The organism is Lacticaseibacillus suibinensis (assembly GCF_003946175.1).
GTDB lineage: Bacteria > Bacillota > Bacilli > Lactobacillales > Lactobacillaceae > Lacticaseibacillus > Lacticaseibacillus suibinensis.
Genome location: NZ_RHOK01000003.1, coordinates 58011 through 83414 on the forward strand (window position 1 = coordinate 58011; position 25404 = coordinate 83414).

Consider the following 25404-nt stretch of genomic DNA (forward strand, 5'->3'; position numbering starts at 1 on the left):
ATGGTGAAAGTAGGCAAAAGATGACTGAGCAACCTTTGAAACACCGCAGTATTCGCGATTTTGCCGCGGCGCCGAGTGCCGCGCAACAGGCAGCGCTTGAGACCACCGCGCAGGAAACCGCCTCGAGCAATTATTTGCAGCAGTTCACCTTGATTAAGGTGACGGATACAGCCAAAAAACAGGCCATCGCTGAGCTGACGCATTGCCCGTTTGTGGCTGGACCGGGGCTGCTTTATGTGTTCGTGCTGGATACCCACCGCAACTTGCGGCAGGTGCCTGCTGCTGACGCTCATAATTTAACCGGCTGGGCGGCATTTCTCGCTGGTGCGGCGGATTGCCAGTTGGCAGCGCAGGCGCTGGTCAGTGAAGCCGAAACGCAGGGACTGGGGACGTGCTATTTGGGCAGTATCTTAAATGACCCGCGGCAGATGATTAGCCTGTTGCAGTTGCCGCGCCATACTTTTCCGTTGCTTGGCGTGATGGTTGGCGTGCCAGAAGGCTTATCGCAGCCCAAGCCCCGCCTGCCGCATGCGGTGGTGGTTGGGGACAATCAATACCCAACCTGGGATGCTGCTGCCCTTCAGGACTATGATAACACCACCCGCGATTATTATCGGAATCGCCCGGTGAATGCCCGTGATAGCGGCTTCGTCGACATGCTTTTGGCCTACACAAAAACCGACCTGCATCAAAGAGATGAGATCGGTCGAATTTTGAAGGCTCAAGGGTTTGAGCTGCCGCAATGATTACTCGGGATTAATCAGCACCTCATTGGCTTGATCCAGCAGGTCAATGAGTTTGTTGAATTGCTTTTTACCGAGGCCGGCTTTGAGCGTGTTCATCGGCTTGAAATAGGCTTCCGCCATTTCTCGCACAGCTGCTTTGCCTGGTTCGGTGACCACCAAGGTAAAACTGCGATTATCGTTAGGGTCGCCGATTCTCTCCAGCAGGCCGTCATCGAGCAGTGGTCCCATCATTTTGGTGATGGCGGCTTTGGATAGACCCATGGCATCAGCCAGCTCGGTCGGCGTTGGCGGCGTGTCCTCTGCCGCGACCCAAAACAGCAGATTTTGCTGCGCCAAGGGCCGCTCCTGGGCGCCTTCTGTGGCGGTGAGGCGGGTGAACTGGTTCAAGGTTTGGTTGATTTGAAGATGACGCAACTTCATGAAGTTCACTTCCTTTATGTTGATGATCCGGTTGACTACTTTAAGCATAGCCGGTTGCCAGTAAGGAAAGCAATTAAGAGGCGTCAAGGAAAGTGGAAGGAGTAAGCAGATGACCCCAGAAGCACAATTAATGGCCTACGCCGAGGCGGTACTGGCCGCGGACCATAGCGGCCACGGGCTGGACCATATCAAGCGGGTGGTGGCCACGGTCAAAACCCTGCTCGTGCAGACACCAGCAGCCAATCCGCGAGTAGCCATTGCCGCGGCGACGCTGCATGATACCTATGATGACAAACTGGTGGCTGACGTTGCCGCTGCCAAAGCGCGAACTGGCAAGGCGTTGACCGCGGCGGGGTATGCTGATGAAGAACAACAAGCCATTTTTGCCATTATCGATCACATGAGCTTTAAGGCCAACCTGGCTGGCCATCAGCCGCTGACGCTGACCGGCCAGCTGGTGCAAGACGCCGACCGACTTGATGCCATTGGCGCCATTGGCATTGCCCGGGCGCTGATGTATGGTGGGGCCCATGCCCGCCGCTTGTACGATCCGGCCGTGCCGCCGCGCTGTGAGCTGGATGCGACCAGCTACCGCGATACCACCAGCACCACGATTGATCATTTTTACGAAAAACTGCTTAAACTCAAGGATCAAATGAACACAGAAGCCGCCAAAACCTTGGCCGCTGGGCGTCAGCAGGTGATGCTCGACTATCTCGCTGAGTTCAAAGCCGAATGGCAAGGTGAACGGTAAAAAATTCTGCCGGAATTTTCCGGCCGAGGGTTGCGAGCACCTGATATATATAGTATATTGTTTAGGCAGTTGTTTTTACGAACAACGACATGCCGTCTTAGCTCAGTAGGTAGAGCGCATCCATGGTAAGGATGAGGTCGTCGGTTCAAATCCGATAGACGGCTGCACAGACCCGACAGAGATGTCGGGTCTTTTTGAATATAGGCGCGGAGGCCACCGTACTTAGCCCAATGAGCAGCCTAACCCAAGGCATTGCCGCTGCTTTTTGGCGGCGAGGCATTGGGTGTAGCTGGTCACTTGGGCGTTGGTGGCCGGAGCGCAACTATGCAAGGCTGCGGAGGGTGGCCGGTTTTAGCCACTCCCGCGTTGCCCACCGGAGCGCAACTAGAAGCTGTAGAAAAGAGGTCCCTCATGCTCAAACTACTTGGACGGGCATTGTTGACGATGTTGGCATTTGTTGCTTATTCCTTTGCCCAGTCGCTGGCGCTGGTGCCAACTCTAATGACGAAAGGCCAGGCTAGTGCCTTAGAAGTGGCTGGCGTCTTCATCGTGGTGTTTGGCGCATTGCTTTGGGGGCTTTGGCGCCTGTATCAACGCTTCTTAGCTAAGGAGCCGGCAGGGAAAACGTGGGGCCTCAAGCGCCTGGACCGGCAAACCTTGGGCTTTACCGTGCTCATGGCGGCGCTGTTGATCCTCATTCAAATCGGTGGCGGCTACTTGCAGTTGCGGCACATTACCGCCGAACCGGCCAATCAAAGCGCCCTTTTGCAGTTAATGCAGCAAGCGCCCTTGGCAATGGTGTTGATTGCCTGCGTCGGCGGCCCGGCCGCGGAAGAACTGATTTTTCGCGGGCTGTTGATGCATTGTTTCCCGCATCAGGATCAAACGCGCTGGCGCGCATTAAGCGGCTTGGTGTCGGCAATCATTTTTGGTCTGGCGCATAGTGGCTTCAGTGATCCGCTGAACTGGCTGATTTATGCCGGCTTAGGCGCGGTGTTTGCCGCAACGTATGCCCACACCAAAGATATTCGCTATTCAATGGTGCTTCATTTTCTTAACAACTTAGCCGCCTTATTATGATCCAGCATCGCGCTTGCGGTGCTTTTTTGTATGGGTGGCAGACTTGAACCGGGCGGCTCGTAAGTGTACCCTCGAACCTGTAAGCGGTTTAGCGCAAGGAGGAATTGATATGGTAAAACGTTTGATCAGTGCCAATACTAGTGAAATATTGGCCATGAACGGTGAGGAATTGAAGCAAAGCATCAAGGCCTCAGAAGGGCGCACGGTGCTGTCAGAGAATGTGGTGCTGCATGAGCCTGGCGATGGCATCACCACGGCGGAAATTGCAGCCGCATTTGGGGCGGATCTGATTTTGCTAAATGTGCTGGATGTGTTCAATCCGGTGATTTTGGGCCTGTATCCCGGCGAAGAAACACTGGCCACGGCCAAGCCGCATCATGATGGCGAAAGTATTCATCGCCTGCAGAAGCTGGTGGGCCGGCCCATCGGTGTCAACCTTGAGCCGGTGGATCCTGATGCCGACATGGCGGAAAATCGTCGCGTGATTCCGGAAGGGCGGATGGCCTCAGAAAAGACTTTGATTGAAGCGGAAAAACTGGGGATGAATTTTGTCTGCCTGACCGGCAATCCCGGCACCGGCGTCACCAACGCCCAAATCGCCGCCAACATCAAAGTGGCCAAGCGCGTCTTCAACGGTTTGATCATCGCTGGCAAAATGCACGGCGCTGGCGTGAACGAACCGGTGGTCTCCGTGGAAGCCACGCAAAGCTTCCTGGATGCTGGGGCCGATGTCATTTTGGTGCCAGCCGTGGGCACGGTGCCTGGGCTCGATGATGCTGACATTAAGGCCGTCGTGCGGCTGGCGCACGCCCATGACGCGCTGGTGATGAGCACCATTGGCACGTCGCAGGAAGGCTCCGGCGCCAGCTATGTGGAATCGATTGCCATTCGTAACAAAATCGATGGCGTCGACATTCAACACATGGGGGATGCCGGCTGGGGCGTTGTTTCACCACTGGAGAACCTTTACGCCTTAAGCCGCGCAATTCGCGGCGAGCGGCACACCATCTCGCGCATGGCGCGGTCGATTAATCGTTAGTCTGGTATCCATCCTACAAAAATACCGGCACTGTCCACACGGGATGATGCCGGTATTTTTTGCGTTAGAGCTGCTTGAGCGCCGTGGTTGGCTGGGTGTAGAGACTGGCATCCAGGGCCGTTAACAGCGGACTTGGTGCATCCAAACTGATCAAAACCAAGGTGTGCAGGGCGCGTGAGGCCAAGGTGTACAAGGTATCACGATCGCCGGGCTGATTGTAAGTGGTAGCTGAAATGTCAAAGCCGATCACCGCATCAAATTCCAGCCCTTTAGCTAGATAAACCGGTAAAATCACGCAGCCGGTTTGCATCTGATGATCATTGGGGGACAGGAGGGTGATTGGGACATCGAGCTGCAAGGTAGTGAACAGCTGCTCGGCGGTTTGCATATCCCGGGTTAAAATCGCCACTGTCGTGTTGGTCGCGAGGAGCTGGGTCACCTGCTTGATGAGACCGTTGCGGTAATCCGCGCGCGGTAGGGTGAGCACTTGCGGCTTTTGCCCATCGCGGTTGAAGGCTTGAATGTGATCGCTGGCCGGCAAAAAGGCCTTGGCAAAGTTGGTAATCGGTAGCGTGGACCGATAGCTGCGGTTTAGGGCAATGAGGCGCATGCTGCTGCGCGGAAAGACGGTTTTGATGTCGTGGCTGAAGTCACTCGGCGCATAGTCGCTGCTGAAGACATCCTGGCGCGCATCGCCCAGCAGGGTCAGCTTGGCTTTAGGGAAAGCGAAGTGCAAATAGCGCAGCTGGGCCATGCTGTAATCCTGCATTTCATCAATGAAGACGTACTGAATATTGTGGTTGCGCCCGGTGCCAGCAATCAAATCACGCAAGTACAGAATCGGAGCGGCATCGCTGAGGCGCAAGACGTGTTGCTCCAAGTCCTGACGGTAAGCGGTAATCATCTCTTGCCACACCGCTGCGCTCACCGGCGCCTGGCATTGGCTCAAAAAGCGGGCGTAGTCTTCGTAGGGATCCAAGAAGTAGTCATTGTAAATGGCATCATACACTGGGGCGAAGGCCTGCTTGACGAGCTGGGTGGCAATATAGCGCTGTTCGTCTTCGCCAGTGTCAAAGCGGCGGTCCTGCAAAAAGTCGCGAATCTGCTCATCGCTTAAGCTGCCCATGGCGTCTTGCACCCAGTCTTCATACACCGCCATTTTGATGCGAGTTTTCAGGCGGCGAATGAGCGTGTTTTTGGTGTCGAGAAACTTGTTGGCTGCGGTGGCTTGCGCCGGCTGGCTGGCGTAGATTTTGGCAATCGTACTGGCGGCGAAGAACACTTCACCGTTCAGGACGATGTCGACAAAGTACGGAATCTGGCCAGCTGTGTTGGCGTAAGCTTTCAGGGCCGTTAAGTAGGCGGCGTCTTCCTTGTAGCGGCGCATGGTTTTGGCTGCTGCTGGAAGGCCATTTAAGTCGCGTTCATAGCGTTCGAACAAGGTTTCCACATGCAATCCAGAGAAACGCTTGGCCAAAAACTCGCCTAAGGTGGCCTGCCGCATGTTCTTTTCCCCTAAACTGGGCAGCACGGCAGAAATGTAGTTGGCAAACAGCTGATTGGGCGAAAACAGCACCATTTGATCCGCATCCAAGCCGCTTTGGCTGTGGTACAACAGGTAGGCAACGCGCTGGAGCACCGCGGAGGTTTTCCCTGAACCAGCGACCCCTTGTACCACGAGCAAGTCGTGGCTGGTGTCGCGGATAATATCGTTTTGTTCCTGCTGAATCGTAGCGACGATGTTCTTCATATAGATGTCGCTTTGCGCGCCGAGCACGGCTTGCAGGATCTCGTCGCCGACGGTTTCATCGGTATCGAACATATTGGTGATGTGGCCGTTTTGAATCGTGAACTGGCGTTTGTTGACCAGCTGCACAGTTTCGGGGCCAAACGGGGCAGCGTAAGTGACTGGTCCCAGCGTGCCGTTGTAGTAAATGGCGGCAATCGGGGCCCGCCAGTCATACACCAAAAACTCATCATCGCTGTCGATGAAAGTGCCCAGGCCGATGTATAAAGTGTCAGGCTGACCGTCTTGAATGATATCGATGCGGCCGAAATACGGGTTGTCTTGAAGGAGCCGGAGCCGCTTTTGCTCGCTTTCGAGAATCATTTCATTTTCCACCGCGCGGGCAACCATGGTTTTCTGCTGCTGGACGGCAGCGTTGGTCTCCATCCGGTCATCAATTTCGGTGACGTTAACGCGGGTGGCTTCACCGTATGCCTGCTCGATGCGGGTGGTTTCCGCATGCGCCTTAGCGATTTGATCGGCAATGGCGACCAATCTGGCCTTGATGCGACTGCGCACCCAGTCCACCCGGGTTTGTTCTTCGGCTTGAGTCATATTTTGCACAGCGAAGGCCTCCTTTGGTGAAATCGTCCTACTAGTTTAGGGCACCGGCGCACAAAAGTAAAGTGACCAGCGCACGGCTGTTCGCTTACGATTTGTCAGCTATGTTATGATTAAAGTATCAATAAAAGCCTTGGAGGCGCAACATGCAGAACTTATGGGAGACCTTCCTGACCAGGCGCAGCGACCTGCTGGCAGCGCTCGGCGAACATATTCAGCTGTCGCTGATCGCCTTGCTGCTGGCGTTATTAATTGCGGTGCCGTTGGGAATTTGGGCGCAAAACCACCCGCGTTTTGCCGGCGCGTTGCTTCAGGTGACTGGCGTGCTCCAAACCATTCCTTCGCTGGCACTGCTGGGTTTACTGATTCCGATTGTCGGCATCGGGACGGCTCCGGCCATCATTGCGCTGGTGGTGTACGCCTTGCTGCCGATTTTCCAAAATACATACACTGGCTTGCACGAGATTGATCCAGCATACACCGAGGCGGCGGATGCCTTTGGGATGTCGAAGCCGCTGAAGTTGGTGAAGGTGCAGCTACCACTGGCGATGCCGGTCATTATCGGCGGTATTCGCACCGCTACCGTGCTGATTATCGGCACGGCGACGCTGGCAGCGTTGGTCGGTGGCGGTGGCCTAGGGACGTTTATTTTGCTTGGCATCAATCGCAACGACACGACCCTGACGCTGCTCGGTGCGATTGCCGCGGCACTGCTCGCGCTAGTGTTTTCCTGGTTCATCGCCCGACTGCAAAAGTGGCCGTGGCGCGTGTCAGTAGGCGTACTGGCGGCGCTGGCGTTGGCCTTTGGCGGCACTGCCGTGTATCAGGCGGTTGCCCCGCAACCGGAAACCATTATCGTGGCCGGCAAGCTGGGGAGCGAGCCTGAGATTTTGATCAATATGTACAAACAGTTGATTGAACAAACGGACGCCAAGGTCAAAGTCAGCCTGAAGCCTAACTTTGGCCAAACCAGCTTTCTTTTTAACGCGTTGAAGAGTAAGAAAATTGATGTCTATCCTGAATTTACCGGTACCGTCGTCACCAGTTTGGTGAAACCAACAGCCAAGCAAAATCAGGCTATTGCCAATGGCGCCGACAGCTATCCGATTGCGGAAAAGCTGCTTAATCAGCAACAACTGACCATGGGCAAGCCGATGAAATACAATAATACGTACGCCGTGGTGGTGAAGCGGGATTTTGCTAAGGCTCACCAGATCACCAAATTATCGCAGCTCAGTCAGTTTGCCACGCCGCTCAAAGCTGGCTTTGACTTGGAATTTAACTCGCGGCAAGACGGGTACAAAGGCATTCAAAGCTTGTATGGCCTGACCTTCAGCGTGCAGACCCTTGATGCCTCGCTGCGGTATCAGGCGCTGGATGGCGGTCAGGTGCAAGTCACCGATGGCTACTCCACGGATTCGCAAATCCGGCAGTATCACCTGCTGGCACTGCAAGACGACAAGCACCTGTTTCCGGTGTATCGCGGCGCACCGCTGATGCGTCAAGATTTTGCCCAAGCGCATCCGCAAGTGGTCAAAGCCTTGAATCGGCTGGCTAATCGCATCACGGAACCCGAAATGCAGGAAATGAATTACCAAGTCAATGTGAAAGGGCAAAGTGCGGCCAAAGTGGCTAAAGCTTACCTGAAGGCCCATGGCTTGCTCAAGGAGGCGCGCTGATGAACGTCTTAAAATTTGACCATGTCACTAAGCGTTACGATGGCCGCGCCGTGGTCGAGGACTTGTCCTTGACGATTGGAGAAGGGGAACTGTTCGTGCTGGTCGGGGCGTCTGGCTCCGGGAAAACCACCACTTTGAAAATGATCAACCGCCTGATTGAGCCCACCGATGGCGATATTTACTTCAATGATAAGCGGCTGATTGATACTGACCTGCGCGATTTGCGCTGGAATATCGGTTACGTCTTGCAACAGATTGCCCTGTTTCCGAACATGACCGTCGGGGCCAATATTGCGCTGATTCCGCAGATGAAACACTGGCCGAAAGATCAAATCAAGCAGCGAGTGGATGAGATGCTCGAGGCAGTCGACCTCGCCCCGGAGAAATATCGCGACCGCATGCCAGATGAACTGTCCGGTGGTGAACAGCAACGCGTCGGCATTTGCCGGGCCCTGGCTTCCAAGCCGCCGATGGTGCTGATGGATGAACCGTTCTCGGCGCTGGATCCCATTTCCCGCACCAGCCTACAAGACATGGTGCTGCGGTTGCATCGTAAGCTCAAAACCACGATTGTTTTCGTCACGCATGACATGAACGAGGCGATGAAGTTGGGGGATCGCATCGCGGTGATGCGTTCGGGCAAGTTGCTGCAAGTGGCGACGCCAGAAGAAATAGCCGCTAACCCCGCCACCAGTTTTGTGTCGGACTTCTTCGCCGGCGCGGCGCCGGCACTGCTTGAAACGCCGATTTTTGAACTGGCCAGTTTTGGCACCCCGACCACCGAGCAAGGTAGTTATGCCGAAGACACCCCGTTGCAAGTCGTGCTAGCGCCCCTGGCCGAGGGTAAACACGTGACAGTGGCGGCGCAAGCAGGTAACTTTAAGTTGAATGCCTCGCAAGTGTTGGGGTATCTGGCGAAGGCGAAATAGTTGTGAGATCCCATTAGTGTGCTCCCTTTCACGCATCAAAAACGCTGACTTTCAGGAGGTTTGATCCTATGGAAAAGTACGATGTCATTGTTATCGGCGGCGGTCCTGGCGGCTTGGCCGCGGCATATCCTTTGGCTGCTGGCGGCAAACGGGTGCTAGTGGTGGAGCGCGACTTATGGGGTGGTACCTGCCCGAATTACGGCTGTGACCCCAAGAAAATGCTGTATAGTGCGGTTCAAGCTAAAAAACGCGCCGCGCGAATGACACGGGCGGGCCTCGTTGGCATTCCGGACATCAACTGGCCCAACTTGATGGCCTTTAAAACTAGCTACACTGAAACGGTGCCCACCGGGACCCGCGCCGGGTTAGTTGACCAACGCATTGCTGTTGTTGATGGTGAAGCGCATTTTGTCGATGAACAAACCATTGTGGTGGGCGAGCAGTCCTTTTGGGGTGCTGACATCATTATTGCCACCGGCCTGCAGCCGGTTTTGCCAAATGTCCCTGGCAGCAGCTTAGTCCAAACCAGTCGTGATTTTCTTGAAATGCCGCAAATGCCGCAAAAAATTGCCTTCATCGGGGCCGGCTATGTGGGCATGGAACTGGCTAACATTGCTGCCGCCGCGGGGGCGGAAGTGCATATCATCATGCACGGCGACCGCGCCTTGCGCGCCTTCCCAGCTGCGGCGGTGACCGCTTTGGAAACCGAAATGGAAACCGGCCATGTTTATTTTCACAAGAATGTGACCTTGGACGCCATCGAACCGCTAGGCAATGGCGTGCGGCTGATGGCCCCGGACTTTACGCTTGATGTGCAGCAAGTCTTTGCTGCGATGGGCCGGCGCCCAGATGACCAGCTGATGCTCAATCGTGGCCGGATCCGATCCACCCCGCAAGGCATTTTGGTTAACGACCACCTCCAAACCAGTAATCCGCATGTCTATGCCATTGGGGATGTCGTGGCGAAAAACCAGCCGAAGCTCACGCCAGTCGCCGGTTATGAAGGCCGCTATGTCGCGGCTCAAATTCTTGGTGACACCGAGCCCATTAGCTACCCAGCGATTCCGGTCACGGTGTATGGCGCTTTGGAAGTGGCCCAAGTTGGCCTGAGCGAAGCGGAAGCCAAAGCCGCACCAGACTATTATGCCGTTAACACCCAGGATGTCACCCACTGGTACACTTACAACCGCACCTTGGAACCCCACGCCAGCGTCACCATCATCAAGGCGAAAGCCACCGATGAAGTGGTCGGCGCCGTGGTGGTATCCAGCAGCGCCGAAGACCTGATCAACGTTCTCACCGTGGCCATCAACCAACACTTAACCGCAAAAGCCGTCACCGCCATGATTTTTGCCTACCCAAGTGAAGCCAGCGATTTGAGCTACTTGCTATAAGTGTGATGGGGCGACCGCAGAAATTAGTGGCGAGTGGACCGACTCATCACTGGCCTGCAGATGGGTCGGTCAGTCAGGCCTTGCTACGGAGGCTGTCCTGCCCGGCCGCTACCGTCCCGGCTGTGCGGGCGGTAATTGACTTTCAAGACCGCCTTAGCTATCATCAAGGTATATTCGCGTCAATGCGTGTGATGAGTAGCTAACCCAAGCGTGTGCAGGAAGCCGTCGAAACTGGAAAGACGACCACGGGGGTGAGTGAATTGGCTCACACAAGACGCTCGGTGGGTGCGCCTTAAGCCAACGAGAGCATCCAGATTTTGGATGAAGTTAGGTGGTACCGCGCATCAGCCGTCCTATGTTGATTTCAACATAGGACGGTTTTTTATTTTTAGGAGGTTAACATGACAAAAAAAGTGATTTTAACAGGTGATCGCCCAACCGGCCGCTTGCACATTGGCCATTACATCGGCAGCTTGAAGAACCGCGTGGCGCTACAGAATTCCGGTGATTACAATACCTTCATCATGATTGCGGACACCCAGGCGCTGACCGACAACGCCCGCAATCCTGAGAAAATCCGGCATTCCCTGATGGAAGTTGCCTTGGATTATCTGGCGGTGGGCATCGATCCCGCCAAGTCCACGATTTTGGTGCAAAGCGGTGTGCCGGCGTTAACCGAGCTGACGATGTATTACCTGGACTTGGTGTCGGTTTCCCGGTTGAATCGCAACCCAACGGTCAAAACCGAAATCAAGCAAAAAGCGTTTGGTGAATCTGTCCCGGCTGGCTTTTTGATTTATCCGGTCAGTCAGGCTGCCGATATCACAGCGTTTAAGGCTGACACGGTACCAGTCGGTGATGATCAAGAACCGATGCTGGAACAAACGCGTGAAATCGTGCGCACCTTCAACCGCACCTACCAAAAAGACGTCCTAGTAGAACCGGAAGGCTATTTTCCGCCTAAGGGCCTCGGCCGCCTGCCTGGCATCGATGGCAACGCCAAAATGAGCAAGTCACTGAATAACGGCATCTACTTGGCCGATGACGCCGATACCGTACAAAAGAAAATCATGAGCATGTACACTGACCCGGATCACATCCACGTCCAAGATCCCGGCAAGGTTGAAGGTAACGTGGTCTTTACTTACCTGGATGTTTTTGATCCGGACAAAGCCAAAGTCGCTGACCTCAAAGCCCAGTACGAACACGGCGGCTTAGGCGATGTGAAGATCAAGCGCTATTTGAATGAAGTCATGGAAGCAACCCTGGCCCCAATTCGGGCGCGGCGGGAAGAGTACGCCAAGGACATGGATGCGGTCGCGGATATGTTGATTGCTGGTACCAAGCATGCCAATGAAGTGGCGAACCAAACCTTGACCGAAGTGCGTGATGCGATCGGGTTCAATTATTTCAAATAAATGAATGTGCAGGATTATTCCTGGCGATAAACATCCTGCTTAGGGCTGATGCCCCTTAGTCGAAACATGATAGACTTAGGGTATCAGCCCATTTTAATGAGGACGGTTGAAGCTTGCTTCGGCCATGAAGGAGAACAATTATGGACAAGAAAAAACTCAGCCCAGTGGCCATTACGGGGATTGTGATTGGCATTGTGGCGGTGATTATCGGTATCTACAGCATCAGTACCTACAACTCTTTGCAACGTGAAAACCAAGCGGTGGAAGCACAGTGGAGTCAGGTAGAAAATGTGATGCAACGACGCGCGGATTTGGTTCCGAACCTGGTCAACGCCGTTAAGGGTTCCATGAAGCATGAAGAGAAAATCTTCACGGCGATTGCCCAGGCCCGCGAGAACTACAACAAGGCCACCAGCACCACCAAAAAGGCCCAAGCCGATGCCCAAATCAACACCAGCGTGGGTACCTTGTTGTCAGCGATTAACGAAGATTATCCTGATCTGAAGAGCAACAGCAACGTGCAGACCCTGATGACGCAACTGGAAGGCAGCGAAAACCGCATCTCCGTTGAGCGCAAACGTTACATCGAAGATGTGCGCGACTACAACCAAGCTGTCGTGACCTTCCCGAAAAATCTGTTTGCCAACATGATGGGACTGGGGCAAAAGGCGACCTTTAAGGCTGACCCTGGCGCTGAAAAGGTTCCAACCGTCAATCTCGATTAGAGGCCCGCGATGAAAAAACGGTGGCTTTGGTTCCTCCTGCCACTGGTGCTGCTATTTGGGCACGCCAGTCCAGTCCAAGCAGCCGCTTATCCAGCGGCCCCAACGAACGGGCATTACTATGTGGACCAGCTGAATCTGCTGGATTCATCGACTCGCGAGTTGATTGATCAGAAAAACCACACCTACGAAGCGACCAAGCAAAATCCTGCCATTGCGGTGGCAGTGATTAAATCTTCGGATGGCCAAGACCTTGGCGAGTATGCGCCCGAACTCTTCAGTCGCTGGGGCGTCGGCCAAAAAGGCAAGGATAACGGGGTGCTGTTGGTGTACGCCGACAATGATGGCCAGCAAAATCTGTTCATCGAAGTCGGTTATGGCCTTGAAGGCGTGCTGCCCGATGCCTTAGCCGGGCAAATTCTTCAGCAAAACAAGGCGGCCATCAAAGCCAAAGACCCGGCGAAGATCAACGCCGGCTTGCGGAAAGTCTTCAACGCGGTGGCCACGGTCATCGACAAGAAGTATAAATTTCCTAAGGATAGTAACACCTTGTCCAGCAGTCAGCTGGCCCGCTATCAAAACGAAGACGAAACCGATAACGACAGCGGCGGGGGCGGCATTCTCGTGACGCTGATCACGATTTTCATTGTGCTGGCCGTGATTGCCTTGCTGTTTGGCGGCAATAATCGCGGCGGGCGCGGTGGCGGTGGCTCCAGCTTCTGGCTATGGATCCTGCTCGATGCGCTATTTTCTAGCAACAATCGCGGCGGCCGCTGGGGCGGTGGCTCTGGCTTCGGCGGTGGCGGTGGTTTTGGCGGTGGCGGCTTCGGTGGGGGCTCCGGCGGTGGTTTCGGCGGCGGCTCTTCTGGCGGCGGCGGCGCCGGCATCTAAGCGTAAGAAAAAACAAACACAGGCCCGAACGCGCTATTGCGTTCGGGCCTGTTTGTTTTTGACTATTCGGTCGGTTGATGTTGCTTGCGGTAAGCGCGCGGCGACAGGCCAGTTTCCTGGCTAAAGGCTTTGGAAAACGAGAAGGGATTCTGATACCCCACCGCATGGGCGATGACGCCGATGGGGTAGTCGGTTTCGGTGAGGAGCTGGGTGGCGTGCTGCATGCGGTAGGTTTTGATATACTGCTGCGGCGACTGGCCAACATGCTTGACGAACAGGCGGTGCAGGTAAGTACGGTCGATGTGCAGCGAATCGGCAATTTCACTGACCGAGATGTCTTCACCGTAGTTATTGGTGATATAAAACAGTGCTGATTCCAAGGCTTCTTTTTGGTCCAGATTGGTACGCACCGCGAGACTGGGGTAGGTGGAGCTCAGCTGATAAAGGAATTCATACAGGCGGCCGGTCATCAAAAGATTCCGATTGCGGCTGGTGTGTGAGGCAGCAATCACCGCCTGCGCCGCTTGGATCACTGGGCCATCCGGGTTAAAACTGAAGGTAGGGCTGCTGTTATCCAGCGCGGTGGTTTGCACATAGCGCTCAGCGGCCCGGCCGGAAAAGCCGATCCAGAGGTAGGTCCAAGGCTGACGATGATCCGCTTCGAACCGAATAAGGGTGTGGGGTTCAATAATAAAGCCCTGACCAGCTTTCAAGGCATAGAAGTGGTTGCGCACCGTGTAGCTGCCTTCACCGGCCAAGACAAAATACAGCATATAGCCGCTGCGCACGGTGGGGCCGTACGAATGATCCGGCTCGCAGCGTTCGGTGCCGCAAGTATAAACATTGATATCAAGATTAGCGTTGCGATTGAGACTAGAGAAATCATCAACGCGGTGGTTTTCGTCATTTGTCGACATTTGGACAGGTTACCTCAACATTCTGCTATTTTGTTAGGGCTTACACGCAGTTATCATAACTCTTGTAAACCGATTTACAAAATTCATTTTATTGCTATTATCAACCCAAGGAGGGGTGGATCACATGAGTTTACAAGACACCATGAACGAGAAAGTGTTGCCACTGGCAACCAAATTCTCCCAAAATAAGTTCCTCATGAGTATCCGTGATGGCTTCATGGTTGCGTTCCCAGCGACCATGTTTGCTTCCATCATGATCATCATCCAGAACTTGCCAACGACTTTCGGCTTTGCCAAGTACATGCCGCAGCCGGTGACCGACTTTTTGAACAATTTCCTCGGCCCGGTTTCTAACGCGACGATGAATATTACCTCACTGTTTGTTGTCTTCGGGGTTGCTTATGCGTTGGCTGGTCAATACCATGCCACTCAGCTGTATGCTGGTGGGATCGCAATGTCCGCCTTTGTTATGTTACTCCCAATTATGTCCAATAAGAACGGTTCCTACATTGACATCAATTTGCTTGGTTCCAAAGGCATGTTTGTGGCTTTGCTGACCGGGATTTTTGCCACGATTATTTACTCCAAGCTTGAAAACGCCAACATTACGATTAAGATGCCAGAATCCGTGCCACCGGCAATCGCGCAGTCCTTTATCGCGGTGATCCCTGGTGCTGCTTCGCTGCTGACGTTCACCTTCATTCGCTGGTTGTTCACCTTCACCGCCTGGGGCAATGCCTTTGACTTCATTTATGATGTCCTGCAAGTGCCAATTCAAGGTTTAGGCGCAACGCTGCCAGCGACGATTGTGGTTTTGTTCTTCTCCCAGTTCCTCTGGTGGTTCGGGATTCACGGCACTTTGCTGGTTAACTCAGTGGTTTCGCCTATTTATGCCGCTTTGGATATCCAAAACTACAATGCTTACCAAGCAGGCAAGTCCATTCCTAACATCATCTGCTCCACGTTTGCCGGCAGTTTTGAAACCACGGGGATGATTTTGGCCATTTCCTTGGCTGGTTTGTACATTGCCAAGTCTTCACGGCTGAAGCACACCATGGAGCTCACTGCGGTGCCATCGGTCTTTAACATCAGTGAACCGATGACCTTCGGGGTGCCAATGGTCTTAAACCCAACCATCTTTATTCCTTGGATTTTGTCGCCAATCATTGTTGCTAGTGTCAGCTACTTTGCTTTTGCTTCTGGTCTGGTGCCATACCCAACTGGTGCGACGGTCGTTTGGTCCACACCAATCATCCTTCAAGGCTGGCTTGCTACCGGTTCTTGGCGTGGTGCGGTATTGCAGATTGTGATGTTCGCGTTGTACTTCGTGATCTGGTTCCCATTCCTCAAGGTTTTGGACAAGCAATATCTGAACGAAGAAAAAGCACAAGCAGCCGAAACGCAAACCGAAACTTCGGCGCAGTAATCGCTGATTAGACTGGAGGGACCAACATGGCCAAAACAATGACGGTCGTCTACACCATGGCGCAGCCTAGCGCTGCCGTGTACCAGACGATTGTGGCGTCGCAGCTGGCATACTTCAAAGACCGCAACGCCGGTATTCATGAGCTGGCTGTTGGGACTTCCGTCGCGACCACACTGCACACCAAAACTGATCAAATGCCGGTCGCCGCGACCATGACTGTGACGCAGCTAGAGGTTGACCGCGTGTTTGAGACCGAAGTGACCTATGCCGCTGGTCGAATTGTGACCACCTATCAGCTGGCGCCAGCGGCTGAAGGTACCAAAGTCACTTATAGTGAAACCAATACCTTTAACAAGAAAAATTTTACCAACAGTTTTTGGGTGGTTGGTTGGGTCTACACGCTGTTTTACCGGCGTAATATCAAAAAACGGCTGCAGTGGATCGAAGAAACTGCCGCTCTGAGTAAAGTAGGTGAGTCTAACGGCACTGCAAGTCATTGATGAAAAGTTTTTTCACTTAAGTAACGACCGCGTCAGCTATATTATCGCGGTGATGCCCAATGGTCAGTTAGGCCACGTGTACTTTGGCCCAAAACTGACCCTGGATCGAGCGCAACTGGAAGCCTTGGTGGCTCCGGTGAGCAAATCTGCCGGCACGGTCAAGTTCAGCGCTGACGATCACCAATTCAGTTTGGCGGATCAGCAGCAAGAACTGCCAGTTTATGGCTCCACCGATTACCGGCAGGGTAGCCTCGGCCTCAAAGCCGATGGCGCACCGTTGTACCTTGATCTCAAGTATCAAAGTTATACCACCGCTAGCAGCAAACCCCGGGTGTTGACCACCCCAGGCGCGTTTGGCGATCAGGCTGATTGCCTGAACTTGACAGTGAAAGATAGTACCTGGCAAGTGGAGGCGGTGCTGCATTACACGCTGTTTCCTGATGCCGCCGCGGTCGTGCGGTCGGTGACGGTGACCAACCACGCCCAGCAGTCTTATCTGCTGGAGCGGTGCCTGAGCGCCACGCTAGATCTGCCCACGGCTGATTATGAATTTCTTCATTTGTCGGGCAACTGGGCCCGCGAACGCCAGGTGCAAACCCAGTCGCTGGCGCATGGCATTGCCAGTGTGGAATCGTTGCATGGGGCTTCCAGTCATCAACAGAATCCCTTTGTCGCGTTGGTGGCCACTGACGCCACGTTGCGGCATGGTGAGGCTTACGGGGCTAATCTGATTTACTCCGGTAACTTCCAGGCCAGCGCTGAAGTCAATGAGTGGCGCCAGACCCGGCTGACCACTGGGATTCATCCTGAGCAATTTGAATGGCAGTTGGATCCTGAGACGGCGTTTACCTCACCCGAAGCGGTGCTCCTGTACTCGGATAGTGGCCTAAACGGGCTGGCGCAACAAGCGGCGCAGTTTGCCAATCAGCATATCATTGCGCCGCATTGGCAGCACCGGCCGCGGCCAGTGGTACTGAACAGCTGGGAAGCGGCGTACTTCCATTTGGATCCTAAGGTCTTGCTGAAGTTAGCGGATCAAGGCAAACAAATCGGTGTCGACTGCTTCGTGCTGGATGACGGCTGGTTTGGTAATCGTGATACGGACAATTCCTCGCTGGGCGACTGGCAAGTGGATCGCCGCAAGTTTCCGGCTGGGCTAGGGGCTTTTGCTCAAGCCATTCATGCTAAAGGCCTGCAGTTTGGCCTGTGGTTTGAACCGGAAATGGTTTCCCCGAACAGTGCGCTGATCAAGGCGCATCCTGACTGGGTGGTGGGTCCAAACCGTGGGCGCCGCTCGGTTGGTCGCCATCAGTACGTGTTGGACTTTGCCAATCCGGCGGTGGTTGAGAATCTGTATGAGCAGATGCGGCGCGTGATTGATGAAACGCAGCTGGATTACATCAAGTGGGACATGAACCGCGATATCACCGAAGCTTATTCGGCTTACCTCGCGCAAGTGGGGCGGCCGCAAGGGGAATTCTTCCACCGGTATATTCAAGGCGTTTATGCCTTGTATGCGAAATTGCTGACGGCCTACCCTGATGTGCTGATTGAAGGTTGTGCCGGTGGCGGCGGCCGCTTTGACCTTGGTATTCTGTTCTATTCGCCGCAGATCTGGGTCTCTGACGACAGTGATGCGGTGGAACGCCTGCGCATTCAGTTCGGCACCAGTCTGGGTTATCCGCTGAGTGCGATGAGTAATCACCTCACCAAGGTGCCCAATGATCAAGTGGGCCGCACCACCCCGCTCGCCATGCGCTTTAACGTGGCAACGTTCGGCGTGCTGGGCTATGAGCTGGATCTCACCAAGTTGACACCAGCCACGCTGACGGCCCTCAAACAGCAAATCGTCCAGTACCGGCAAAACCAGGAATTGATTTTGCATGGCCAGTTCGAATTGCTGCCGCCAACCGGGAAAAACTCGAATGAGTTTGCTTGGGCGGTCGTGAACGCGGCACGCACAGAAGCGCTGGTGGGGTTCTATCGGCTATTAGCCACCCCAGGCCAGACCGTGGCCGACCGCTTATCGTTGCCATTTTTGAACGGCGAGCAGCAGTACCAAGTCGAAGGCCAAACCGTGCCCATCAGCGGCAGTGTGCTAAAGCATGTCGGCTTGCCGCTGCCGGTGCAGTTCAATGGGGTGAACCCCGACACCGCCACCCTCAAAGGTGACTATCAATCATGTTTGTTGCATCTGCTGGCCCTTTAATCGCTGCCGGATGCCATATAATGGGGATGTGATGCCATCACATCCCCTTTTGTGAATAAGGCGGCGCGGGCTGCCTGCTGATAGGAGGAAAGACTCGTGAACTTCAATGTTGATGAACGCTTGCTGCATGGCGGCGATTACAACCCCGACCAATGGCTGGATTATCCAGCGGTAATTGAAAAAGATTTTGCGCTGATGAAAAAGGCGCAGATCAACACGCTGACCTTAGGCGTTTTTGCTTGGTCGGCGCTGGAACCGGAGGAAGGCCACTTTGACTTTGGGTGGCTGGATGACATTTTTGACCGGGTGAACCAAATGGGTGGCAATGTGATTTTGGCCACGCCAAGCGGGGCGCGGCCGCAGTGGCTCAGTGAAAAGTATCCGGAAGTCAACCGGGTGGATGAGCGCCTGCAGCGTCACACCCACGGGTTCCGGCATGATCATTGTTTTTCCAGCCCAGTTTATCGGGAAAAGGTCCGCATCATCAATACCAAGCTGGCCGAGCGGTATGGCCATAATCCGGCGCTGGCGATGTGGCATGTGTCCAACGAATATTCCGGCACCTGCTTCTGCGACTTGTGTCAGGCGAACTGGCAGCAGTGGCTACAGAATAAGTATCACACCCTCAAGGCCTTGAACGATGCCTGGCTGATGAGTTTTTGGGGTGGCACTTATACCGACTGGGCGCAAATCAAAGTGCCTAGTCAACTGGGCTCCAGTAAGGTCCATGGCATGGCACTGGACTGGCAGCGGTTCAACACGGCGATGACGATCGACTTTTTCGACGCTGAAGTCAAGCCGCTGCGGGCGGCGAACCCAACCATTCCGGTGACGACTAACTTTATGGCAGAAGGCCCGAATGGCGATTTTATTCCGCTGCAAGGCATCGACTATGGCGCTTTTGCCAAGCATGTCGATGTCGTCTCCTGGGACAGTTATCCGCAATGGAACAACAACTTTGAACCGCTCGCCGAAACCGCGATGAAAACGGCCTTTGTCCATGACACCTTTTACGGCCTGAAAAATCAGCCCTTCTTGGTGATGGAATCCGCGCCTTCGCGGGTCAATACCGCGGTGGCGAAGCTGAAACGGCCAGGCGTGCATGCCCTGGCGTCGTTCCAGCAGATCGCGCATGGCTCTGAAGGATCCTTATACTTCCAAATTCACGCCTCCCGGGCGAATTCGGAAAAGTTCCATGGCGCCGTGATTGGCCATGATGGCACCGGCGACACCCGGGTGTTTAAGGAAGTGGCGGCCTATGGTGAACGCTTGACCCACCTTAAAGGGTTGCGCCACACCAAGCGTCAGCCGCATGTCGCCATTTTGTTCGACTGGGATGTCCTGTGGGCGCAAAACCGGGAAGCGGCATTCGGCCGCGACCGCAAGCGTTACTTCCAGACCTTGGAAGATCATTACAGCTACTTCTGGCAACATGACATTCCGGTAGCCGTCCAACCGGTCGATCACGATTTTAGTCAGTATGACTTGGTGATTGCCCCGATGCTGTACCTGATGCGGCCGGAATTGATGGCGCGGCTGCAGGCTTATGTCAAACAAGGCGGCACACTGGTGTCCTCATACTTCACCGGCATTGTCGATGAACATGACTCAGTTTACCTTGGCGGCTGGCCTAAGCCGCTGCAAGAGACCTTTGGCGTGGCACTCGGGGAGTTTGATTCAGTTTACCCTGGTGAGCACAATCATGTCAGCTATGCCGGCCAAACGTTTGAAACGCATGATTACAACCAGCTGATCACACCTAAAAGTGCGCAAGTGTTGGGTCAGTATGAGAACGACTTTTATGCTGGCACTGCCGCAGTGACCCAAAACGACTACGGCGCTGGCCACGCCTACTATATCGGGCCGTGCACTGGCCGCGACTTGCTAGATAAGCTGTATGCAGGACTGCCGGTGGTGCAGACCGTGACGAGCGACCAGTTGGCAGTGCCCAATGCCGCCGTGTCGATTCAAACCCGCCAAGGCGAAGCTGGGACCTTTGTCTTCATCATGAACTTTAGCGAGCAAGCACAAACCGTGACGCTGAAACAAGCGCTGGTTGATGTTGAAACTGGTGCGCCGCTCAGTGGTAGCTTGCCGCTGAATCCGTATCAAGTCGTGGTGGCCAAGGAGGCCTAACTTGGAGCAAGAGGGGATTGACTTTCATAATGTGGCGTTAATTCGGCCCACGCCGGCTGGGCCACTGCTGGATCGACTACCGGCAGCGGTGCGCGCTCAAGTCGATGAACCGGCGACACATACCTCATCGGATGCGTCAGGAGTCGAGCTGCGCTTTGTCATGCAAGCGCCACAGGTGAAGTTGACCTTGGCGGTGGAGGCGGCAGCGGAGGCGCAAATTGCCTACCTACGCTTCGGGACTTTTCCCGGCACTTGGACCGCTTCAACGCGGATTTTAACGACCAAACCGACTACGCTCACGATTGCCCAACCGCAAAACCTAGTGCGACTGCAAGGCCTCGCCAAGACCAAGCATCTGGCCTTTGATCCAGCTGTGGTGCGCGTCTGTTTGCCGTACTGTCGTAATTACTTCTATCGGGTCGAAGGGGCGGTGACGCTGCCAGACCCTCAGCAACTGCCGCCATGCACGTACTTGGCTTATGGTTCTTCCATCACTCATGGTTCGATGGCGCTGAATCCTATGGCGACGTATCCGCAATTAATTGCGGATCGGTTGGGGACGGATCTGCTGAACTTTGGCTTTCCAGGATCGGCGTGGCTGGAGCCGGCGGTGGCCGATTACCTGGTAAGCCGCTCAGATTGGCACTTGGCGTCGCTGGCCATGGGCATCAATATGCTTGACGCATTTTCGCCAGCCGCTTTCCGCGCGCGGGTGCGACGCTTCATCGCGCCTTTTGCCGCCGATCCGCGGCCGGTCGTGGCCACGGATATGGTGGTCACCGATTATCCGGCCGATCCTGGCAAAGTGGCGCAATTTCGGCAAATCGTTAAAGAGGAAACCGCTGGCAAGTTGCCCTACATCAGCGGTTTGGAGCTGCTTGGGGATGAAACTGACTTGAGTTCAGACTTGCTTCATCCCACGGCCACTGGCATGCGGCAAATTGCGCACCACCTCGGTGATTTTCTGGTGGCGCACGCCGGTAAAATGGATTAGGTACAATTGAATAAGGCGCCGCACCCATCCGCATGAGCGGCAGGTGCGGCGCTTTTTAAGTAGCTTCACCAGCTGGGAAAAGTTGCGGGGTTTCTTTGCGAAAATGACGCCTAAACCGTGGGCATTTGTGATAGAGTGGGGCAAGATATTGAAGATGAGGTAGGTTGTAGCATGCGGACTTTGACGAAAGGCAATCCCCTGAAGCTGGTATTCTTTTTCACGATACCGCTTTTGATTGGGAACCTCTTTCAGCAGCTGTATAGTTTCATGGATGCGCTGATTGTCGGGCGGACGATTGGTAAAGACGCGCTGGCCGCAGTCGGCGCCACCAGTAGTATCAATTTTTTGATTATCGGGTTCGCCCAAGGGTTAACCGCCGGCTTGTCCGTGCTGACCGCGCAAGCGTATGGCGCGCGGGATGAACGCGGAGTGCGCAAGAGTTTTGGCACCAGCGTCTGGATTTCAGCCGCCATTGCCTTGGTCCTGACCATTGTAGCGGTGGCGATGACGCGGCCGATGCTGGTCCTGATGCAAACGCCGCCGGCCATCCTGGAAGATTCGATTGCCTTTGTGCGCGTGATTTTCTATGGGATTTTTGCCTCGATGGCGTTTAACCTGTTATCCAACATGATGCGGGCGTTGGGCGATTCACGCACGCCGCTGATTTTTTTGATTATCGCGACCGTGATCAACATCATCTTGGAATTCACCTTCATCCTGGGCTTTCACATGGGGGTCGCCGGCGCCGGCTGGGCGACGGTCACCGCGCAAGTGATTTCGGCGTTGCTGTGTTGGTGGTACATCAAGCGCCGCATTCCGCTGCTCAACATTCATAAAGAGGACCTGGTCATCGACTGGGCCGCCATTAAGCATCACGTTGTCGTGGGGATGCCGATGGGCTTTTCCATGTCGATCATTGCGATTGGCTCGATTATTCTGCAGGTCATGCTCAATACCTTGGGTACCGATGCCGTGGCGGCTTACACCGCCGCTGGCCGGATTGATCAAATTGCGACGCTGCCGGCGTCTTCCTTCGGGGTGACGATGGCCACTTATGCCGCGCAGAACTTAGGGGCGCGTGAATATGGCCGCATTCGGCGCGGGGTGCATCAGACCTTGCTACTAAACGTCGGGATTTCGGCGGTGTTCGGGGCGTTGATTATTGTTTTCTCCAAGCCACTGGTCAACCTGTTCTTGGGCCCGAATCAGCCTGCCGTCACCGCACTGGCGCAGACCTATTTCCACTTTAATGCCAGCATGTACTGGCTGCTGGCGATTCTCTTTACGATGCGGAATTTACTGCAAGGGTTGGGCCACACATTGGTGCCAACCGTCGCTGGGCTGTTTGAACTGATGATGCGGGCGTTTGCCGGCATTATTCTGGTGTCGCACCTCGGCTTTACTGGGGCGGCGATGGCCAACCCGCTGGCCTGGGCCGGGTCGGTATTTGTTTTGGTCAACATGTACATTCGCACCATGCGCAAGATTAGGCAGAAGGAAGATGCGCAAGCCGCACAGTTGGCAGGAGGGCAAGATGAGCAAACCCCAGTCTAACCAATGGCAGCTGCTTCGGCGCGTGCTGCGCTGGCTGGGTACCGTGGTGTTGATTATGGCCGTGGTCTTTGGCGTCAAAATGGTGCTGGGCCTGTTCTTAAGCAATGACCAAGTGTCCGGCAACTCGATGCAGCCCACTTTAAAAAATGGGGACCGCTTGGTGGTGGTGACGCAAACCAGCATCAAACGCAATGCCATCGTCACCTTGAAAAGTCCGATGCAGGCCGATGAACAGTACATTAAGCGGGTGATTGGCCTGCCTGGTGATACCGTGAGTGTCAAGAATGATCAACTGTACATCAATGGCAAGCGCACGGCCCAGCCTTATTTGAAAACGAGTTTCATGGTCAAGAGTCTGCAACTGTCTGAAGTGCAAAACGGCGCAGTCACCAGCGGCCAGCATTTCACGCCGAACTTCAGCCTCGCCACGCTTAAGGCCACTCAGACAGCGCGAGTGCCGAAGGGAAGTTACTTTGTGCTCGGCGACAATCGACCAGTGTCTTACGACAGTCGCAAGTTCGGTTTTGTGAAACGCAGTGATATTTACGGGGTCGTCAAATGGCGGTATTGGCCGCTTAATCAAATGAAGACCTTTTAACCAAAGCGGCCTGAGCGGTTAACTCAGGCCGCTGTTTTTTTATTTGGTCAGTTGATCAACGGTGCGTAAAATGGTGGCTTCGGTGCTGTACTGCGGCCGCCAGCCAAGGCTTTGGGCAGCGGCCGTGCTGGTATGGCGATTGGTGATCAGCATCAGGCGGCCTTCCTTGGCCCGAGAGGAAAACGGGGCCAGCGTCTTGACCAGCCAATTCGGCAAGGTCCGGGTCGGAAGCTTAGCCGCCAAAGCGGGCCGCTGCCGGCGAATCAAGGCCGCCATTTCTGGCAGGGTGATTTGCCCGTCGGCACTGGCGATGAAGCGGTGCCCGGCAGCTGCGGGTTGCGCCATTGCTAAGCGATGCAGGGTCGCGACATCCACCACATCGACCACATTCACAGGGACGTTTGCCAGCGGATGGTGCTTGCCATCGAGCATGCCCGCCACCAAGCCAAAGCTACCGGAAACATGACCGTTCAATGAGCGGCCCAGCATCGCAACCGGATTGACAACAGCCAGTTCTGGTTGGCCAGGGTGGGCGGCGGCAAACTGCCAAGCGGCTTTTTCGGCGAGTAGTTTGGATTTTTCATACGGAGATAGACCTGGTTCTGCTGGGTCCGTCCAATCGGCCTCAGTGGTCACCTGGCTCAAGTCATGGTTGGAATAGCCAATCGCGCCCCAGTTACCGGTCATCACCACGCGCTTGACCCCGGCTAGATTAGCGGCTTTCAGAATGCGTAGGGTGCCAGCCTCGGCCTCGTGCGCCAAAGCGGCGTCACTCGCGCCAGCCACAAACACTGGTGCGGCGACGGCATAGACGCCGTCGATATTGGCCATCGCTTCGGCCCAGTTGGTGTCATGGGTCAGATCAGCGGCAATAAAACTGAGCTGGTCGAGATGCTGCACCTGATTGGCAGCCAACGTCTGTTTAACTGCAGCGGCTTGTTCCAGGCGGCGCAACGTGGCGCGCACAGTCGCGCCATGATTGAGCAGCTGGGCAATCAGTTGCAGGCCCAGGAAACCATTACCGCCAGTGACTAAAACCTTTTTGATCATCTTGATAAACCTCACTTGTTTTTAGATTAAGTAACGACTATGCTGGTGAGCATAAACCTTAGAGTGTGCTCTAAGGCAAGACTTAATTTTTTCGGAGGCTGACATGCGTTATTCCATCCAAGAAGTGGCCGCTAAAACCGGCTTGTCGAGTTATACCTTGCGCTATTACGATAAGGCGGGGTTGCTACCTTTTGTGGCCCGCAACGCCGCTGGGTACCGCATCTTTACTGACGGTGATTTAGTCCTACTTCACACCATCATGTGCTTGAAAAATACCGGCATGGCGATTAGCGATATTCGTCGCTACATTGATGATGTCATGGCCGGTCCGACCAGCATTGAAGATCGCAAAGCGTTGCTGACAGCGCATCGCGCTAAAGTCTTGGCCAAACAGCAAGCGCTCACTGAAAACCTACGTGAAGTCGACTATAAGTTGGGGCTATACGCCGCGCCAGATGCAGTCGCACAGGTGCAAGGCGAGCTGGCAGCGGCCCGCGCGGATAAAGCCGCAAACGGGCTAGCAGATCCTTACCCGGTGGTTTAGGCCAAAAAGGGCGCGTCTCCAGTGACGGAGGCGCGCCCTTTGGTTCAGACTTTACTG

At 54.7% G+C, this 25404-nt stretch carries 22 protein-coding genes and 1 tRNA gene; 19 read left to right on the forward strand and 4 right to left on the reverse strand.

Annotated features, from left to right (window positions below; genetic code table 11):
• Positions 1-20 precede the first annotated feature (20 nt).
• Complete coding sequence (locus EKM90_RS02180; protein ID WP_125579418.1) at positions 21-746, forward strand: nitroreductase family protein; 726 nt, start codon at positions 21-23, stop codon at positions 744-746.
• Here EKM90_RS02180 and EKM90_RS02185 read toward each other — a convergent pair whose 3' ends face one another.
• Positions 747-1166, reverse strand: a complete 420-nt coding sequence (locus tag EKM90_RS02185; protein WP_164507818.1) for a MarR family winged helix-turn-helix transcriptional regulator — start codon at positions 1164-1166, stop codon at positions 747-749.
• A gap of 109 nt (positions 1167-1275) precedes the next feature.
• On the opposite strand from EKM90_RS02185, the gene EKM90_RS02190 reads away from it, so the two are divergent.
• The 4 genes from EKM90_RS02190 to EKM90_RS02205 all read left to right on the forward strand — a co-directional run bounded on the left by EKM90_RS02190 (position 1276) and on the right by EKM90_RS02205 (position 4039).
• Positions 1276-1920 carry an HD domain-containing protein gene (locus EKM90_RS02190; protein ID WP_125579420.1) on the forward strand — a complete coding sequence of 215 codons (645 nt, stop codon included), beginning with the start codon at positions 1276-1278 and terminating at the stop codon, positions 1918-1920.
• Between the two features lie 91 nt (positions 1921-2011).
• Positions 2012-2084, forward strand: a tRNA-Thr gene (locus EKM90_RS02195).
• Positions 2085-2331: 247 nt separating this feature from the next.
• On the forward strand, positions 2332-3000 hold the full coding sequence (locus tag EKM90_RS02200) for a CPBP family intramembrane glutamic endopeptidase (protein ID WP_164507819.1): 669 nt from the start codon (positions 2332-2334) through the stop codon (positions 2998-3000).
• 109 nt (positions 3001-3109) lie between these two features.
• The gene (locus EKM90_RS02205) at positions 3110-4039 is read left to right on the forward strand and encodes a DUF7916 family protein (protein WP_125579422.1); all 930 of its coding nucleotides are present in this window, start codon (positions 3110-3112) and stop codon (positions 4037-4039) included.
• Positions 4040-4103: 64 nt separating this feature from the next.
• Here the strand turns inward: EKM90_RS02205 and helD are convergent, their stop codons facing one another.
• Entirely contained in the window at positions 4104-6389 is a 2286-nt protein-coding gene (gene helD, locus EKM90_RS02210; protein ID WP_125579423.1) for an RNA polymerase recycling motor HelD, read from the reverse strand.
• Between the two features lie 143 nt (positions 6390-6532).
• On the opposite strand from helD, the gene EKM90_RS02215 reads away from it, so the two are divergent.
• The 6 genes from EKM90_RS02215 to EKM90_RS02240 all read left to right on the forward strand — a co-directional run bounded on the left by EKM90_RS02215 (position 6533) and on the right by EKM90_RS02240 (position 13419).
• On the forward strand, positions 6533-8065 hold the full coding sequence (locus EKM90_RS02215) for an ABC transporter permease/substrate-binding protein (protein ID WP_125579424.1): 1533 nt from the start codon (positions 6533-6535) through the stop codon (positions 8063-8065).
• Complete coding sequence (locus tag EKM90_RS02220) at positions 8065-8994, forward strand: ABC transporter ATP-binding protein (RefSeq protein ID WP_125579425.1); 930 nt, start codon at positions 8065-8067, stop codon at positions 8992-8994. Before EKM90_RS02215 ends, EKM90_RS02220 begins: the two co-directional genes overlap by 1 nt.
• 68 nt (positions 8995-9062) lie before the next feature.
• Complete coding sequence (locus tag EKM90_RS02225) at positions 9063-10388, forward strand: dihydrolipoyl dehydrogenase family protein (protein ID WP_125579426.1); 1326 nt, start codon at positions 9063-9065, stop codon at positions 10386-10388.
• A gap of 401 nt (positions 10389-10789) precedes the next feature.
• The gene (gene trpS / locus EKM90_RS02230) at positions 10790-11806 is read left to right on the forward strand and encodes a tryptophan--tRNA ligase (RefSeq protein ID WP_125579427.1); all 1017 of its coding nucleotides are present in this window, start codon (positions 10790-10792) and stop codon (positions 11804-11806) included.
• A 140-nt stretch (positions 11807-11946) separates the two neighbouring features.
• Complete coding sequence (locus EKM90_RS02235; RefSeq protein ID WP_125579428.1) at positions 11947-12531, forward strand: LemA family protein; 585 nt, start codon at positions 11947-11949, stop codon at positions 12529-12531.
• Between the two features lie 9 nt (positions 12532-12540).
• The gene (locus EKM90_RS02240; protein WP_125579429.1) at positions 12541-13419 is read left to right on the forward strand and encodes a TPM domain-containing protein; all 879 of its coding nucleotides are present in this window, start codon (positions 12541-12543) and stop codon (positions 13417-13419) included.
• A gap of 62 nt (positions 13420-13481) precedes the next feature.
• Here the strand turns inward: EKM90_RS02240 and EKM90_RS02245 are convergent, their stop codons facing one another.
• Positions 13482-14336 (reverse strand): AraC family transcriptional regulator, encoded by an 855-nt coding sequence (locus tag EKM90_RS02245; RefSeq protein WP_125579430.1) that lies wholly within the window; start codon positions 14334-14336, stop codon positions 13482-13484.
• A gap of 124 nt (positions 14337-14460) precedes the next feature.
• Here EKM90_RS02245 and EKM90_RS02250 point away from each other — a divergent pair, with 124 nt between their 5' ends.
• From EKM90_RS02250 to lepB, 7 genes are all read left to right on the forward strand, one after another.
• The gene (locus tag EKM90_RS02250) at positions 14461-15762 is read left to right on the forward strand and encodes a PTS sugar transporter subunit IIC (RefSeq protein WP_125579431.1); all 1302 of its coding nucleotides are present in this window, start codon (positions 14461-14463) and stop codon (positions 15760-15762) included.
• A 26-nt stretch (positions 15763-15788) separates the two neighbouring features.
• On the forward strand, positions 15789-16262 hold the full coding sequence (locus EKM90_RS02255) for a DUF3284 domain-containing protein (RefSeq protein ID WP_125579432.1): 474 nt from the start codon (positions 15789-15791) through the stop codon (positions 16260-16262).
• A complete protein-coding gene (locus EKM90_RS02260) occupies positions 16234-18471 on the forward strand; it encodes an alpha-galactosidase (RefSeq protein WP_225422678.1) in 2238 nt (745 codons plus the stop codon). Before EKM90_RS02255 ends, EKM90_RS02260 begins: the two co-directional genes overlap by 29 nt.
• A gap of 96 nt (positions 18472-18567) precedes the next feature.
• A complete protein-coding gene (locus EKM90_RS02265) occupies positions 18568-20607 on the forward strand; it encodes a beta-galactosidase (protein WP_125579433.1) in 2040 nt (679 codons plus the stop codon).
• A 1-nt stretch (position 20608) separates the two neighbouring features.
• Positions 20609-21601, forward strand: coding sequence for an SGNH/GDSL hydrolase family protein (locus EKM90_RS02270; RefSeq protein ID WP_125579434.1), 993 nt, complete (start codon positions 20609-20611; stop codon positions 21599-21601).
• A gap of 171 nt (positions 21602-21772) precedes the next feature.
• Positions 21773-23155 carry an MATE family efflux transporter gene (locus EKM90_RS02275; RefSeq protein WP_125579435.1) on the forward strand — a complete coding sequence of 461 codons (1383 nt, stop codon included), beginning with the start codon at positions 21773-21775 and terminating at the stop codon, positions 23153-23155.
• Positions 23136-23753 (forward strand): signal peptidase I, encoded by a 618-nt coding sequence (gene lepB / locus EKM90_RS02280; protein ID WP_125579436.1) that lies wholly within the window; start codon positions 23136-23138, stop codon positions 23751-23753. The genes EKM90_RS02275 and lepB overlap by 20 nt, the downstream gene beginning before the upstream one ends.
• Before the next feature lie 39 nt (positions 23754-23792).
• On the opposite strand, the gene EKM90_RS02285 is transcribed toward lepB, so the two are convergent.
• Positions 23793-24803 (reverse strand): SDR family NAD(P)-dependent oxidoreductase, encoded by a 1011-nt coding sequence (locus tag EKM90_RS02285; RefSeq protein WP_125579437.1) that lies wholly within the window; start codon positions 24801-24803, stop codon positions 23793-23795.
• Between the two features lie 103 nt (positions 24804-24906).
• On the opposite strand from EKM90_RS02285, the gene EKM90_RS02290 reads away from it, so the two are divergent.
• Positions 24907-25347: a MerR family transcriptional regulator gene (locus tag EKM90_RS02290; RefSeq protein ID WP_125579438.1), complete on the forward strand. Its 441-nt coding sequence runs from the start codon at positions 24907-24909 to the stop codon at positions 25345-25347.
• Positions 25348-25404: the final 57 nt, after the last annotated feature.

Bases quoted from the DNA above. Each gene is read 5' to 3' on its own strand.
- EKM90_RS02180 (WP_125579418.1), top strand. From the start codon at position 21: ATGACTGAGCAACCTTTGAAACACCGCAGTATTCGCGATTTTGCCGCG.
- EKM90_RS02185 (WP_164507818.1), bottom strand. From the start codon at position 1,166: ATGAAGTTGCGTCATCTTCAAATCAACCAAACCTTGAACCAGTTCACC.
- EKM90_RS02190 (WP_125579420.1), top strand. From the start codon at position 1,276: ATGACCCCAGAAGCACAATTAATGGCCTACGCCGAGGCGGTACTGGCC.
- EKM90_RS02200 (WP_164507819.1), top strand. From the start codon at position 2,332: ATGCTCAAACTACTTGGACGGGCATTGTTGACGATGTTGGCATTTGTT.
- EKM90_RS02205 (WP_125579422.1), top strand. From the start codon at position 3,110: ATGGTAAAACGTTTGATCAGTGCCAATACTAGTGAAATATTGGCCATG.
- EKM90_RS02215 (WP_125579424.1), top strand. From the start codon at position 6,533: ATGCAGAACTTATGGGAGACCTTCCTGACCAGGCGCAGCGACCTGCTG.
- EKM90_RS02220 (WP_125579425.1), top strand. From the start codon at position 8,065: ATGAACGTCTTAAAATTTGACCATGTCACTAAGCGTTACGATGGCCGC.
- EKM90_RS02225 (WP_125579426.1), top strand. From the start codon at position 9,063: ATGGAAAAGTACGATGTCATTGTTATCGGCGGCGGTCCTGGCGGCTTG.
- trpS (WP_125579427.1), top strand. From the start codon at position 10,790: ATGACAAAAAAAGTGATTTTAACAGGTGATCGCCCAACCGGCCGCTTG.
- EKM90_RS02235 (WP_125579428.1), top strand. From the start codon at position 11,947: ATGGACAAGAAAAAACTCAGCCCAGTGGCCATTACGGGGATTGTGATT.
- EKM90_RS02240 (WP_125579429.1), top strand. From the start codon at position 12,541: ATGAAAAAACGGTGGCTTTGGTTCCTCCTGCCACTGGTGCTGCTATTT.
- EKM90_RS02245 (WP_125579430.1), bottom strand. From the start codon at position 14,336: ATGTCGACAAATGACGAAAACCACCGCGTTGATGATTTCTCTAGTCTC.
- EKM90_RS02250 (WP_125579431.1), top strand. From the start codon at position 14,461: ATGAGTTTACAAGACACCATGAACGAGAAAGTGTTGCCACTGGCAACC.
- EKM90_RS02255 (WP_125579432.1), top strand. From the start codon at position 15,789: ATGGCCAAAACAATGACGGTCGTCTACACCATGGCGCAGCCTAGCGCT.
- EKM90_RS02275 (WP_125579435.1), top strand. From the start codon at position 21,773: ATGCGGACTTTGACGAAAGGCAATCCCCTGAAGCTGGTATTCTTTTTC.
- lepB (WP_125579436.1), top strand. From the start codon at position 23,136: ATGAGCAAACCCCAGTCTAACCAATGGCAGCTGCTTCGGCGCGTGCTG.
- EKM90_RS02285 (WP_125579437.1), bottom strand. From the start codon at position 24,803: ATGATCAAAAAGGTTTTAGTCACTGGCGGTAATGGTTTCCTGGGCCTG.
- EKM90_RS02290 (WP_125579438.1), top strand. From the start codon at position 24,907: ATGCGTTATTCCATCCAAGAAGTGGCCGCTAAAACCGGCTTGTCGAGT.